Annotated in this window: 10 protein-coding genes; 2 read left to right on the forward strand and 8 right to left on the reverse strand. The window is 35.1% G+C overall.

The features are described 5' to 3' along the window. Window positions 1–189: 189 nt before the first annotated feature. The 4 genes from DYH56_RS08135 to DYH56_RS08150 all read right to left on the reverse strand — a co-directional run bounded on the left by DYH56_RS08135 (window position 190) and on the right by DYH56_RS08150 (window position 5,753). Window positions 190–1,650 (reverse strand): diadenylate cyclase, encoded by a 1,461-nt coding sequence (locus tag DYH56_RS08135; RefSeq protein WP_114642348.1) that lies wholly within the window; start codon window positions 1,648–1,650, stop codon window positions 190–192. Then, window positions 1,647–2,786: a GTP pyrophosphokinase gene (locus DYH56_RS08140; RefSeq protein WP_158539098.1), complete on the reverse strand. Its 1,140-nt coding sequence runs from the start codon at window positions 2,784–2,786 to the stop codon at window positions 1,647–1,649. The genes DYH56_RS08135 and DYH56_RS08140 overlap by 4 nt, the downstream gene beginning before the upstream one ends. Before the next feature lie 15 nt (window positions 2,787–2,801). Next, on the reverse strand, window positions 2,802–4,778 hold the full coding sequence (gene uvrB, locus DYH56_RS08145) for an excinuclease ABC subunit UvrB (RefSeq protein WP_114642350.1): 1,977 nt from the start codon (window positions 4,776–4,778) through the stop codon (window positions 2,802–2,804). Between the two features lie 87 nt (window positions 4,779–4,865). Continuing rightward, window positions 4,866–5,753, reverse strand: coding sequence for a DMT family transporter (locus DYH56_RS08150; RefSeq protein ID WP_114642351.1), 888 nt, complete (start codon window positions 5,751–5,753; stop codon window positions 4,866–4,868). 431 nt (window positions 5,754–6,184) lie between these two features. Here DYH56_RS08150 and DYH56_RS08155 point away from each other — a divergent pair, with 431 nt between their 5' ends. Further along, complete coding sequence (locus DYH56_RS08155) at window positions 6,185–7,681, forward strand: sensor domain-containing diguanylate cyclase (RefSeq protein WP_114642352.1); 1,497 nt, start codon at window positions 6,185–6,187, stop codon at window positions 7,679–7,681. Between the two features lie 116 nt (window positions 7,682–7,797). On the opposite strand, the gene DYH56_RS08160 is transcribed toward DYH56_RS08155, so the two are convergent. From DYH56_RS08160 to secA, 3 genes are all read right to left on the reverse strand, one after another. After that, on the reverse strand, window positions 7,798–7,995 hold the full coding sequence (locus tag DYH56_RS08160; RefSeq protein WP_114642353.1) for a cysteine-rich CWC family protein: 198 nt from the start codon (window positions 7,993–7,995) through the stop codon (window positions 7,798–7,800). A gap of 81 nt (window positions 7,996–8,076) precedes the next feature. Continuing rightward, complete coding sequence (locus DYH56_RS08165; RefSeq protein ID WP_114642354.1) at window positions 8,077–8,817, reverse strand: hypothetical protein; 741 nt, start codon at window positions 8,815–8,817, stop codon at window positions 8,077–8,079. 3 nt (window positions 8,818–8,820) lie between these two features. Next, entirely contained in the window at window positions 8,821–11,520 is a 2,700-nt protein-coding gene (secA, locus tag DYH56_RS08170; RefSeq protein ID WP_114642355.1) for a preprotein translocase subunit SecA, read from the reverse strand. Window positions 11,521–11,780: 260 nt separating this feature from the next. Between secA and DYH56_RS08175 the strand changes: the two genes are divergently transcribed. Beyond that, a complete protein-coding gene (locus tag DYH56_RS08175; protein ID WP_114642356.1) occupies window positions 11,781–13,352 on the forward strand; it encodes a ClC family H(+)/Cl(-) exchange transporter in 1,572 nt (523 codons plus the stop codon). Between the two features lie 64 nt (window positions 13,353–13,416). On the opposite strand, the gene ligA is transcribed toward DYH56_RS08175, so the two are convergent. Further along, window positions 13,417–15,450, reverse strand: a complete 2,034-nt coding sequence (gene ligA / locus DYH56_RS08180) for an NAD-dependent DNA ligase LigA (RefSeq protein WP_369928337.1) — start codon at window positions 15,448–15,450, stop codon at window positions 13,417–13,419. Window positions 15,451–15,530 lie beyond the last annotated feature (80 nt).

Consider the following 15,530-nt stretch of genomic DNA (forward strand, 5'->3'; position numbering starts at 1 on the left):
CACAGATTACACAGATATAAAAATCTGATGTTTATAATTTTTTAGAACACAGAGATTTACAGAGTTATAAATTAGAGGTTCACAGAGTTTTTCTCTGCGTATCTTTTTACTGTTTCTCTGTGTAACTCTGTGACTTTCACTTTATAAATTATACTTATCAGTTTCTGATTTAAACTGTTATGCAATTTACTAGATCTCCAATACTTTTATCCCATCTTCCCAAAGGGTGATTTTTTTATCTTCAGATACTTTTATAGCCAAGCCGTATTTGGATCCGCTTATTGCTGCTGCCGTCCTGGCTCCCTCTACCTTCTCCTTGCTTCCGTTCATATCTAATTTCACCAGCCTGCCGAATGACAGGAGATTAAATTCACTGTCCAGGGTCACAGCTCCATCTACCTTAGATATCAGTTTCAAATATTCGAAATTATGATTTTTTATCCGGGTAATATTCCCATCTTTTAAAACTGTCCTCCTATATATACTGTCGTCCTCGTTTCCATCTACAAATATTTTTTCCATCTCTTTGTTTTTTACAGTTCTCTCTAGAATTATAAAAAGTCCCCCCTTACCTTCTTCCAGGAGGTTTTTAATAAGGCCGACTAAAACATCTACATTCATTATAATGTTTTTAATTATATCTTTTTTCTCTATTTTATCATTAAAAAGGTGAAATACAAAAGAATCCATATAAAATTTTTCTATAATTAAAAATTTCAATATATGAAAAGATTTTAATTTCCATTTCCCTGCCCTATATGAAAGGTAGTTATCTATGGAATTCTGCAGGTATAATTTTAATTCCTTATCTTTAATTTCCATATAGATATATGGGAAAAACTCCCTTTTCTCTCCGTTATAACTATTAAAAAAAACTTTGGATGAAAGCATCTTCTCATTGGAGTATTCAGCTAATTTTTTTATCTTATCCTCACTGAGCCTGAATCCGGCTTTAAGTTCCGCATCTATACTGTCTTTATCAATATAGTTTAAAATATTTTTAGATAACAGCGATATGAATGAGATTAAATACCCGTTGTTTTGTTTCCTTAATTTTACCAGCAGCCTCTCTTTAAACACCGTGTGTTTTTCTTCGTTTATTCCTAATCCATAACCTCGGAAATCACTGCCTATGATTAAAACCAAATTATCCCCGTTCAGCATCTTCAGGGATAATTTCTCTTTGAATATCTCCTCTATTTTTTTAGGAGTATCAAAGGGAAGAAAGTCCAGCCCCATCTTTTTTAATTCTTCAGGGATAACTTTTCTATTTTTAAAGAGTAAGATATTTAAATTTGAATTCTCACCTTCATAAGTTTCGTTGCAGATTCCCTTTATAACATCCATAAAATTCATCTGTTCATTTGTAACTGTCAGCTTTTCCTTTACCATATGTCCTATTAATTTTTGAGAAAATTCCTCTATCAGATCGGTAAAGTAAACATTGTTATTATCCTCATAGTATTCCTCCAGGATTATATCTATAATCACAAAAATCTCACCTATATGTTCCAGAGTTTTCTTAATGAATTTAGAATTAAACTCTGGTATAAATTCCACATAATTACCCCGGGCTTTCAGCTGTAATTTAACTCCTAAAAATTCATCCAGTCTCTCTAAAAATTCCCCATAATAATCTATCTTTTTCATTTAACCTCCTTTTTAGTCCTGAAAATAATATTCTTCAGTGAATATTTAGCGGGCTTTTTGGATTTATTTTTATATTCCAGATGGTATTTTTCCATCATCTCTGCCATACTCTTTCTCTCATCATCAGTTAATATCTTAAACATCTCTAAAAATTTCAACTTCTCACTGAGAGGCTGTCCTCCTAACAATACATAGGCCATGGAATAAAATATACCCCTTTTCTCCATTGTATTTTCCCCTGTTTCCTGGACTAATTTACTGGATACAAAAATTATTTCTCTTTTTTTAGTCTGCAGTATAGTTTCCAGGTCTCCTATTCTTTTTAATTTAAAATAATCCAATAATTTTATTATCTCTACAGGCGCCTCCATCCTGCTCTCCTCTTTTAAGTTAAGTTCTGCCAAGGTCTTTCTAAAAAGATTATTTAAGATAACATTGTTTTCCATGAAATACTTGATGGTTATATTATTTAACGGGCTGTCACTGGGCATATTTTTCCCCATCTTTATGGAATCATGAACTTTTTCCTCATATTTTATAAGGTCCTGTTTTATATTTACAAATTCCTTATCTGCTAACTCCAGTAAACTTGCCACCCTGGAGAAACTTCTTATCAGTTCATCCGGGATTCCTATCCTGCTTTTATATCCCAAATCATGTTCTATGGTAGCCCAGGTATGCTGCAGCAGACTCCTTATCTGAATTTCAAATCTTATTCCTTTAAACTTTTTATACTTTTCTTCTGGGGGAAATGACACCACATAGTGCAGGGACAGATATCCAAAAGATCTGGGATCCAATGCTTTTCTTTTATCGATGGTATTTTTTTCATCCACCACAAAAAAATCTTTTATTTTTTCAGCTGCTATATCCACCTGGTCTTCCATAAATGTAACTACTCTCACTCCTACGATATCGGTGATGTCGGATAACCTCTGGTATTTCCTCCCCTTATCATGGATTTTTTTACTCAAACTTCCCTTGGTTTTTATCCTGAAATCTGTACTTTGAAGTCTGTATTCTCTATTTTCTATTTCCTTATGAAAGACCTCTTGTATAACCTCTACCATCTCCTTATAGATGGGCAGCATCTTGTCATATTTTTTTAGAAATCTGTCTACTTTTATATTTTTCATCATTCCTCCTAATGCCTATATTTCCAATAATAATTTGTCTAATTTTAACATCTCATCTCTTTTTTTTATAGCTCCCTCAAAATCCAATTCTCCGGCTAATTTCCTTATCTCTACCTTTAATCTTCCTATCTGCTCTATTATATCCTTTTTAGAGCTATATATCATTATTTCATCGTTTATTTCATCCATATCTAGACCATAATCCAGGTTGAGCAGATCTTCAGAGATCTCATTTATAGTGGATCTGGGATCTATATTATTATTTATATTATATTCTATCTGTTTTTCCCTTCTTCTGTCTGTTTCCGAGATGGCTTCCATCATAGATTTTGTCATGATATCTGCATACAAGATAGCTTCTCCCTCTATATTTCTGGCAGCTCTTCCCATTGTCTGTATCAGTGATCTCCTGCTCCTCAGAAAACCTTCCTTATCCGCTTCTAATATAGCTACCAGGGATACCTCTGGAATATCCAGTCCTTCCCGCAATAGATTTATTCCTACCAATACATCAAATTCCTTTTTTCGGAGCCCCCGAATTATCTCAATCCTTTCCAGGGTATCTACCCCGGAATGCATATATTTTACCCTTACTCCCAAATCAAGATAATATTCTGTCAGCTCCTCTGCCATCTTTTTTGTCAGTGTAGTCACTAAAACACATTGTTTTTTTTCTACCCGGATCCGGATTTCTTCCAAGAGATCATCCACCTGGTTTTTAGTCGGCTTTATTATTATCTTGGGTTCTACAATCCCTGTAGGCCGTACCAGTTGTTCTGCAACTGCCTCACTGTTTTCTAATTCAAAGTCTCCAGGGGTGGCCGAAACAAAGACCATCTGCCCTCCTACCTCTCTAAACTCTTCAAATTTCAAGGGTCTGTTATCTAAAGCCGACGGCAGTCTAAACCCGTTTTCCACCAAAGTTGTCTTTCTGGATCTGTCTCCCTTATACATCCCGCCAATTTGGGCTAATCCTATGTGGGATTCATCTATAAATGTAATAAAATTGCTGGGAAAATATTCCATCAGTGTATGAGGTTTATCTCCCTCCTTTTTCCCCGACAGATACCTGGAATAGTTTTCTATCCCCTTACAGTAGCCTATCTCTTTTATCATCTCAAGATCATACTCAGTTCTCTGCCTTATCCTCTGTGCTTCCAGGAGCTTCCCTGATCTTTCAAATTTTTCCACCTGGATATCCAGATCCCTTTTTATCTCCTCCATGATCTCCTCTAGTCTGTCTCCCTCTGTGAGATAGTGGGTAGCCGGCATGATCATTATCCTCTCAATATTTCTTTTGATACTCTGACCTGTCAGGGTATTTATTTCAGAGATACTTTCCAGTTCATCTCCCCAGTATTCCAGCCTGTACCCGCTTTCCTGATAAACAGGGTAGATATCTATAATATCTCCCTTGACCCTGAATTTTCCCCTTTCAAAGGCTACATCATTTCTTTCATACCTTAAATATATTAATTTTTTCATAACGTCATCCCTGCTCATACCGCTTTTAAGATCTATGGCTAAGGTCATCTTTTTATATGTTTCAGGGGATCCTAAACCATAGATAGCCGACACAGAAGCTACTATTATAACATCTTTTCTGGTTAGAAGGGCCGCAGTAGCTGAATGACGCATTTTGTCTATCTCGTCGTTGATAGATGAGTCTTTGTCTATAAACGTGTCTGTAGAGGGAATATAAGCCTCTGGCTGATAATAATCGTAGTAAGATACAAAGTATTCCACTGCATTCTCAGGAAAAAATTTTTTATATTCCGAATATAATTGTGCTGCCAGAGTTTTATTGGGAGCCATGATAAGAGCAGGCCTGTTGGTTTTTTCTATTACATTGGCTATGGTAAATGTTTTCCCAGATCCCGTTACTCCTAATAATGTCTGATCTCTATAATTATTATTTAATCCCTCTACCAGAGTTTTTATAGCACTCGGCTGATCTCCTGTAGGAGTGTATTTTGATACTAATTTAAACATCTTGGCCCCCTATTTTATTTATTCTATATCCTCTTTTATAGAGCAGAGGAATAAAAAAGAGCAGCTTAAGCTACTCTTTTATCTTTCTTATATCTTAACTGTTTTCTTCTTAAATTTCAAAAAATTCCACTTTGTTTCTGCAGTTATTATTGCTATGAAGATAGCAAAGCCTCCAACAATCATATTGACAGTCAACAGCTCTCCCAATAAAACCACTGAAAATAAAGTTCCAAAAACTGCTTCTGTAGATATTATTATTGCTGTCTTTGTAGATGTGGTATGAGCCTGGGCCCAGGTTTGCAGAAAAAACGCCAGCATTGTTGTAACCAGCCCCACATAAAGTACAGCTGCCCAAGTTTGAGCAGTTATCACAGAGGGTAATGTTTCCACACTGAATGCCGTCATAAAGGAGAAGATCGATGCAAAGATCATCTGTAAAAAACAAAGGATAAAAGGTCCTGTTTTATCTACATAATGACCATTTGATACTATGTGTCCTGCAAATAAAAACGCACATACCAGGGACAAAAATTCCCCATAACCAAAATTCATATTATTTCCTGTAGACAGAAATGCTGTTCCTAAAAAACAAATTCCCACTGCTGCAAAAGCATATTTATCAGGTCTTTTCCGAGTCACTGCCCAATATAAAAATGGCACCACTACTACATTTACTCCTGTTAAAAAAGCATTTTTAGATGGTGTTGTATACTGCAGTCCCACAGTCTGTGCTCCAAAAGCCAGATACAATAAGATCCCTACTAAAAAACCTCCCAATATATCTTCCTTTTTCATCTTCTTTATCCTCTTAAAAAAGATTACCCCTAGAGATACTCCTGCTATCAAAAATCTGAATCCCATCATATAAAATGGCGATATCCCTGCATCCAATAAAATTTTGGTCGCTACAAAGCCTGACCCCCATATGATAGATACCAATAATAATGTTGTATCCGCTACTAAACTTTTTTTCATTTTTACCACCTTTCCCTTTTGCATAACCAAAGTGTTAAACTAACCTACAGATATAATGAATTTAAATCTTCATTATATTCATCCTGTTACCATTCATATATTCTACTCCTTCTTCATAAAAAAAGATAATTCATTTTATTCATCCTATATATTATATACCATTCATTCTATTCATCCTGGAAATATTTTGATCTATCCAGAGAAAGAAAACCCTTTTTTAAAAGGTGTAATATTTGTATACTTGTTAATAATTCTATGTTAATATGTTGGTGTAACATGCGTGATATCTCCTTTGGGAATTGTTGTGGTGACAATATTATATCGCGCATGCTATTTTTTTCTGATTTAATTTTTTCATAGATAAGAGGTTTTCTATCATAAGCACTGTAGAGATAAGGCTGAACAAACTACCCAAAAGGAGGATAAAAATAATGTTAAGAACAAAAAGTTTATTTATAGTAACAGTTTCTAGTCTGATAGTCTTTATCTTGATTTTTGTTAATTTGAAAAAATCAATAGAAAAAGATTATGAGCATATAGAAATTGGAATATCTAAATCTGTATATAAATTGATAAACAATGAGTTTAATAGTTCATATTCAAACTTAGAAAAACTTAATCTTGATTGGTCTAAATGGGATGATACCTACGAATTCGTAGATTCAGAGGATCCTGAAATAAGAGAACATTATATAAATAGTAACCTGGTGGATACTCTTTTAGAAGATTTGGATTTAGATCTTGTTATCTTTTTAAATGACAGGGGAAAAATAGTGTACCAGACAAGCTATGATGAGGATTCTAACAGAAACCTTTCTTTAGAAGAGATCTCCGCATTAAAAGATGAGCTACAGTTTCATAATGAAAAAACAGGCATGATAGACAGAAAAAATAATAAGATTTTAGTTTTTTCCAACTTAGAGATAACAGACAGCAACAATTCTAAAAAACCGGTGGGTAACTTAATTATGGGTTATTTTTTAGATGAAAATAAATTAAAAACTTTAGAAGAGAAATTAGGAATTCCATTTAATATCTTAGGAGTTTCTGAAGATTCAAAAAATCCATATGAAATAAAAATCGAAAAAGATACAGTCCTCAACAAGTTCTACATTCCAACTCTTTCTGGTAGAAGCCTTGTCTTAGAAAATCAAAGGGATGCCAATATATTATTTTTAGGGAAGGAAAATATAAAAAAATATATAGTAATGCTGTTAATAAACTTTCTCATTTTGATATTTGTTATTTATATCTTCATGGAAAGATTTATAGTGAAGAGATTAAGGAATATGGAACATTCCGTTAAAGAAATAATAAAACATAAGGATTTGGGGAAACGTCTTGAAATCAGCGGAAAGGATGAAATTGGAAATTTAGGAAAAAATATAAACAACCTTTTAGAGGATATTGAAAGGATGAAAAAAAGACTGTATAGTCTGGCCACCTACGATGTAATGACAGGAATACTCAACAGGCATATCGGGCTGGAAAAATTAGATGAAAAGTTTAAAAATGTTAAGAAAAATAAGGCTAGCCTGGTGATCGTTTTTATCGATATAAATGATCTGAAATATGTAAATGATCAATTTTCCCATGAAGAAGGGGATAAACTGATTAAAAATGTTGTTAAAACTATAGAAGATAGCCTCCAGCCGGAAGATATTTTCCTGCGGTTTGGAGGAGACGAATTTATCCTGGGATTCGACAGATTAAATATCCTGGAAGCAGGGGAATTGTTTAATGAGATCCAAGAAAAATTTGAAGAATACAGTAAAAACAATGTAAAAAAATATAAGATCAGCATAAGTATTGGAATGGTAGAATGCTATGGAGATGATACCTTGGAAGAATATATTAATCTTGCAGATATCCAGATGTACGAGGATAAGAAAAAGAAGAAAAAATTACCAGAACGAATATACATCTAAGCAGAATCACAATAAAAAGAGTTATCTATATGAACTGGAAGCTGTAAATCTGGCACTAAAAAATGGGGAGCTAAATTAATTTAGCTCCCTTTTTGGAATTGGTTTTAACCGTTTTTCTATTTCGCTGCCATAAATTTTTCTACACAGGATCTGCAGAAACAACCACCTGTATTATCTTTTTTGGAGTTTTTTAATTTTTCCAAAACTTCTTTCGGTATCTTTACATCCATACACCAGCAGGTATTGGAATCTCTTTTATTTTCATGGGCACAATTATTCTCTTTCCCGCATATAGGACATATTTTTTTATCCATCTTCTCCTCCTCAACATTTAAATTATCAATTTAATACTAAATTAGGAGATAGATGGTTCTATCTCCTAATTCCATATCTTTTTATTTTCCCCATCTGGATAAACTAGATATCAATTCCGGGAATGCTATTTCCATAGCCTTAGCATTTAAATTATTCAATTCTAAACTCGTTAATTCTTTCTTCTTGGATAATTCTACAAGTTTCACCGTATCCTTTGATATCTCAGCACTATAGATTGATTCTCCGTCAAAAAATTCTTTTCTTTCCAGCCACTTATTCAATAATTTTCTTACCTTTGTTCTATCTTTATCCGTCATCTCATCTTCAGATTTTTTATTTAGTTCCAAGATATAATTTCTTTCTTCTTCTGTGGCAACCACTGTCATGAGATGCTTTGAAGTAGTAGGATAAACAACATTATATCCAATCACCAAATTCTTTACAAGTTCTTTGGTGTCTTTGATATTTTCATCTTTTAACTTATACTTTCTTTCCAGCTTATTAAGATATTTTTTAGTTATTTTATTAAATTTTTCAATATCTTCATCTGTAATCTCTTTCGTTTTTAAACTATTTAAAAAGATTTCATCTTTACCGTCTTTTTTTATAATTTGTCTGGTCGTCAAATAATGAACCGGCTCTTCATTGTTATACCAGTCAGATAAAATAGATTCCCTTATTAATATTTCATCCATTACCTTATATGGTTCTTTTAACGTTTCTGTGGTTATCTTATATTTATTTGTATCTATATTCATAGACGAGCATGCCCCTAAAAATATCACCATTATTACCAATAAAATTTTATTCATTTTTTTCATAGTCTACACCCTTCCGCAACATTTTTTGTATTTCTTTCCAGATCCACAAGGACACAAGTCGTTTCTACCCACTTTGTCAGAAACTCTGGATTCCTTGGCAAGATCCGAATCCCCTTCTAAATCATCATTAGCCTCATATTTTATATTTTTGTTTTGTGCTTCTTTTATCTCCACTTCCTTCTCTTCAGGCACCCTTATCTGCACCTTGAATAAATAAGAAATTGTCTCTTCCTTTATTGTCTTCAACATCTTAGCGTATAGGTCCCCTGAGATTAATTTATATTCTGTCAGCGGGTCTTTTTGACCGTATGATCTGAGGTATATTCCCTCTCTCAAGGCATCTAAAGTTTTTAAATGTTCTCTCCATCTAGAGTCCACTATCTCAAATAATATATATTTTTCTAACTTTCTCATCAATTCAGAACCAAATTGTTCCTCTCTTGCCTTATATTTATCTAATATTTTTTCAGATAAGGAATTAGAATATTCCTCAATAGTCATAGCTTTATACTCATCTTTATCCTCTATTACATAGTCAAACAGTTCCTCGATTCTTTCTATTAAACCATCCATATCCCAGTCTTCTTTGAATTCTCCTACAAATTTTTCGACTACTTCATATGATACGGTGTCATTTAACATCCCAAAGATGGTTTCACTGAGATCATCTTTTTCCAAGGCTGTATTCCTGCTTTCATAGATAGCTTCCCTCTGTTTATTGTTGACATCATCAAACTCCAACAGGTTTTTTCTGATCCCAAAGTTTCTGGCTTCTACTTTTTTCTGTGCATTTTCAATGGCCTTACTTATCATACTATGTACAATAGGCTCCCCTTCCGGCAACCCTAATTTATCCATTACAGCTGCTACTCTTTCCGATCCAAACAATCTCATAAGTTCATCTTCCAACGAAAGATAAAACTCTGTAGCTCCCGGATCTCCCTGTCTACCCGATCTACCTCTTAACTGGTTGTCGATTCTTCTGGATTCATGTCTTTCAGTTCCCAGGATAAATAATCCTCCTGCTTCCAGTACCTTTACTTTTTCTTCTGCACACTGAGCCTTGTATTTTTCAAGTAATTCATTATAATTAGGAGCATCTATCGATCCGACTTCGTCCAAAGTCAGGAATTCCGGGTTACCTCCTAACATGATATCGGTTCCCCTTCCAGCCATGTTTGTAGCTATGGTAATTGATTTATATCTACCAGCCTGGGCTACTATATCCGCTTCCTTCTCATGGAATTTAGCATTCAACACTTCATGGGGTATCTTTCTCTTTTTTAGACGTTCAGATAAAATTTCGGAGCTTTCGATGGAGATTGTTCCCACTAAGGCAGGCTGCCCCTTGGTATAAAGTTCTTCAATTCTGTCTACTATGGCATTTGTTTTCTCATTGTGTGTTTTGTATACTAAATCCGGGTTATCCATTCTCACTATAGGCCTGTTTGTAGGAATTACTACGACTCCTAATTTATATGTATGCATAAATTCTGTAGCTTCTGTCTCGGCTGTACCTGTCATTCCAGATAATTTCTCATACATTCTGAAGTAATTTTGTAATGTTATAGATGCTAAAGTCTGGTTTTCTCCGGCTACCTTTAACCCTTCTTTTGCCTCTAAAGCCTGATGCAGACCATCCGAGTATCTTCTTCCTTCCATGGCTCTTCCTGTGAATTCATCGATAATAATTATTTGACCATCTCTGACCAAATATTCTTTATCTCTATGAAATAATTCCTTAGCTTTTAGAGCCTGCATCATATAATGAGTCAGCTCTACATTTTCAGGGGAGTACAGGTTTTCAATATCTAATTCTTTTTCTATCTTAGCTACTCCTTTTTCTGTCAGAGTTATATTGTTTGATTTTTCATCTACTTCATAATCTTTCCAAACATCATCTGGAATTTCCATCTCTTTTTTCTTCTTTATATCCTTAATTTTTTCTGTTTCATAACTTCTGACTAATTTCTTCGATACTCCATCAAATATTTTATACCATTTTTGAGTATCTGCAGCTGCCCCTGATATGATTAACGGAGTTCTAGCCTCATCTATTAGGATTGAATCCACCTCATCTACAATACAGAAATGAAGGTCTCTCTGAACCCTGTTTTCCACTCTAGACACCATGTTATCTCTCAAATAATCAAAACCAAATTCACTGTTTGTTCCATATGTAATATCAGCTCTGTATGCTGCCCCTCTTTTATCCATAGGCATATTGTTATACAGTACATCTGAAGTTAATCCTAAAAAACTGTATAATCTTCCCATTAATTCCCTGTCACGGGTAGCCAGATAATCATTTACCGTTACCACATGAACACCCTTACCGGTTAATGCATTTAAATATACAGACAGAGTTGCAACTAATGTTTTACCCTCTCCTGTTTTCATCTCTGTTATTTTTCCTTCGTGTAAAACTACTCCACCTATCATTTGTACATCGTAGTGTCTCATTCCAAGGACTCTTATAGCTCCTTCCCTCACTACTGCAAAGGCTTCTACTAAGAGATCGTCTAAAGTTTCCCCCTTATCTAATCTCTCTCTAAATTCTATGGTTTTAGCTTTTAGATCCTCATCTCCTAATTTTTTTATCTCAGGTTCTAAGTTGTTTATCTCGTCTACAATAGCTAAAATCCTTTTTATTTCTCTGTCATTTTTTGTTCCAAAAATTTTCTTTACTAAGTTACCGATCATCTGTAATTACCTCACTCAATTTTTGATTTTTCAAAGCCAAAAAACTTTGATTTCATTATACTATGTCAATTTTAATGATAGCATACAAAAGTATCACCCGTCAATTAAACACAAATAAAAAAAAACGGCCTAACCCTTTAAAAATAAAGGGTAGCAGGCTCAAATCAACAGTTCAAACAAAATTATAAAAAAGGTTGTTAATCCATCTCTTTACCCTGTGTTATAATGTTATATCTTTAAAACTTAAAAGGAGAATCTAAATGAAATTCGATAATCTCGATCAAATAATTAAAAATAAAAATATGAAACTTTACCTGTTAAGTATTTTAATCGGTCTGTTAACAGGATTGGTGGTCGTTGCCTACCGTATTTCCCTTACCTCTATGACCAACCTTAGAATAGATACTTTTTCCAAGATTGCTTCAGGGGATCTTAATTTACTCGGGATAACCGTAATAACTTTTATCCTTATTGCAATTTTGCTCAATAGGTTGATCTCAAAATATCCCATGATAAAGGGGAGCGGTATCCCGCAGATAAAAGGCGTTTTGCTCATGCAGTTTGAGTACAACTGGATCAAAGAACTCATATATAAATTTATTGGGGGAGTTCTAAGTGTTGGAAGCGGACTCTCCCTCGGAAGGGGAGGCCCTTCTATCCAACTGGGATCACAGATTGCATATGGAGTCAGGAAGATCTTTAAAGGTTCCAATGTAAATGAAAAATTTCTTATCAGCAGCGGTATCAGTGCCGGACTTTCTGCAGCTTTCAGCTCCCCCCTTGCCGGTATCATCTTTACCATCGAGGAGATCCACAAATACCTTACCCCTGTACTCCTAATTTGTATCTCCCTGGCCAGTGTTTCTGCTCAGGTTGTCACTCAATTCATCCTGGGAGAAGGCAGGTTATTTGATTTTCAGGGTATCATTCCAAATAGTCTCAGTCAGTTTGAGAATTTTACCTTTGTATTTATATTTGCAATTTTAATCAGTATTTTAGGGGTCTTCTTTACAACCAACCTCCTAAAATTTCAAGAATTTTATTTACAGTTAAAATTTACCCCGCTTTTTAAATCTCTAGTCATCTTCGCTGTCTCTATTACGGTGGGGATCTTTATCTTAGATGTACAGGGGGTAGGTTATAAATTAATATTAAAAACCGGCCATGAAACCTTTTCATTTAAACTCATAGCCGGCTTACTCTTGGGAAAACTGATATTTACCATCCTCAGTAACGGCCCTGGATTTCCAGGGGGATTATTCCTTCCCAGTTTAGTTTTAGGAGCTTTAACTGGAAATTTATTTGGTTTGGGGTTAGAAAATCTTTCGAATGGTTACGAAAACCTCCAGCAGTACTTTATGGTTTTGGGAATGGCTGCATTTTTTACCGCGGTTATGAGAACACCCCTTACGGGGAACATCCTCCTTTTGGAGATGACCGGTTCTTTTGACTATTTATCCAGTCTTATCTTAGTTACCATGGTTTCCTACATAACTACCGAACTGATGGGTATCCGTCCAATCACCAGTGTTCTGTACGAAAATCTAGAAAAAAATAAAGATATCCATCGAAAAGAACTTTCTAAAAACTCCACCATCTTTAGTTCCCCTATTTTAGGCGGTTCATGGCTGGATGAGATGGAAGTCAGTAAGGTTAAGTGGCCACACGATTCCCTCTTAATAAAGATAAAAAGAGAAAGCTACGATATCATTCCAAAGGGCAACACCAAGATACTCAGCGGCGATATCCTTTTTATTCTCACTACCGAAGCCAGGGAAAAGGAATTAAAACCTGTAATTTTTGATTTAGGTACAAGGTCCAGGTCAGATTGAAGTTAAATAAATATACTATTTTTTTAAAAAAAAGGATGCAAATGCATCCTTTTTTTTCTAACATCTACTTTGTCAGCTCCAAAAATTCCTCTTCTGTGAGGATCTTTACGCTGCCCAGCTCCTCAGCTTTTTTCAGCTTACTTCCGGGTTTTTCCCCCACTATGAGATAATCTAATTTTTTAGATACCCCGGACATATTGGTCCCCCCTAATTTTTCCACGATATCCTTGATCTCCTGCCTCTTAAAGTGGATCAGTTTTCCTGTAGCCAGGAAGGTCTTCCCTACAAACTCCTCCAGATGAGACCCTTCATCTACCTCTTCAATCTCAAAATTAACCCCGGCATCCTTTAATTTTTCCAACACTCTCATATTGTCTTCATCTCTAAAATACCCGTATACAGACTGGGCTACCTTCCCTCCTACCCCGTCTATAGCCAGCAGTTCTTCCACTTCCATCTTTGCCAGATTCTCTATGTTTTTACTCTCTTTAGACAGTAAACCTCCTAAAAATTTCCCTACAAATGGAATCCCCAGAGCATAGAGGGTTTTGGAGTAATCTAATTTTTTACTTTCCTCAATGGATATCAGTAATTTTTCTATACTCTTGCTTCCTAAGTTATCTAATTTTTCCAATTCATCTTTTTTCAGGTGGAGTTCATAGAAGTCGCTTATCTCCTTTAAAAAACCTAATTCTATAAATTTTTCCACTATCTTTGATCCGCCGATTATATTCATGGCATCACGGGAGATGAAATACTCCATCTTCCCCTGTAACTTAGCTCTGCAGTGGGGGTTCATACACTTTAAATTTACCAGCCCTTCCTCTTTTTCCAGGATGGAATTGCATACAGGGCAGTTTGTAGGAGGGATTATCTCCTCCTCCGTCCCGTCTCTCAGCTCTTTTACAGGTTTTATAACCTGGGGAATTATCTCAGCGGCTTTTTCAATGAATACTGTATCCCCGATTTTTATATCCTTCCTTATAACCTCGTCATAATTATGAAGACTGGCACGTCTGACCATACTTCCAGATACTTCTACTGCTTCTAATTCCGCTACCGGAGTGACCTTCCCTGTCCTTCCCACCTGCCAGGTTACGTCCTTTAATTTTGTAGTCACCTGTTTAGCAGGGAATTTATAGGAGATAGCCCACCTGGGTGCTTTGGTTGTGGCTCCTAACTCTTCATACAGACTTAGATTATTTACCTTGATTACCAGTCCGTCGGTCTCATAATCTAAATTATTTCTCTCATTTTCCCAGTATTTTATCCTGGTTTCCAAATCTTCTATGGTTTCACACAGATCATAGACCTTTGTAGTTTTGAATCCCAGTCCTTCCAAATATTTTATACTTTCAATATGAGTTTCAAATCCTAATTCTTCACTGTCCGCCAAATAGTATACATAGGCATCCAAATTTCTCTGCCCTACAATGGCAGCATCTTTTTGACGGAGGGTTCCTCCGGCTGCATTTCTAGGATTAGCAAAGACTTCCTCTCCTGATTCCAGTCTTTTTTTATTCAATGATTCAAATTCAGCCAGAGGCAGTACAATCTCTCCCCTGACCTCTACAGATACACTTTCTTTCAGATATTTAGGAATAGATCTTATCTGCATTATATTTTCAGTTACATCCTCCCCGACTTTTCCGTCCCCACGGGTTACAGCCTGGATTAAACGTCCGTCTTCATAGTGAATACTTACGGCAATCCCGTCTAATTTTAATTCCAATGCATAATCTACCTGGGTATTTTCATCCCCTGCCCTGCTGCCATTTAAAATTCTTTTTACCCTGCCGTCAAAATCCTCTAAATCTTTTAAATTATAGGTATTGGACAGACTCAGCATTGGTTTTTTATGGGTAACTTTAGTAAATTTAGTGTCTTTTACCCCTCCTCCTACCACCAGTGTAGGGGAGCTCTCTGTCCTGTATTCAGGATTTTCTGCCTCTAATTTTTCTAATTTTTTCAACAAATTGTCATATTCTACATCCGAGATCAAACTTTCATTTTTTTCATAGTAGTGGTAGTTATGTCTATGCAGTTCTTCCCTTATTTTTTCTATCTCTGCTTTTATATTTTTTTTATCCTTCATCATTGTTCGTCTCCTCAAAATATCTTTTTTATACTAAATTATATCATAAAATTTAAATGTGGCAAGAAAAGAAGCTAGATTAA

Origin of the sequence: Psychrilyobacter piezotolerans (assembly GCF_003391055.1) — a bacterium.
GTDB classification, from domain to species: domain Bacteria; phylum Fusobacteriota; class Fusobacteriia; order Fusobacteriales; family Fusobacteriaceae; genus Psychrilyobacter; species Psychrilyobacter piezotolerans.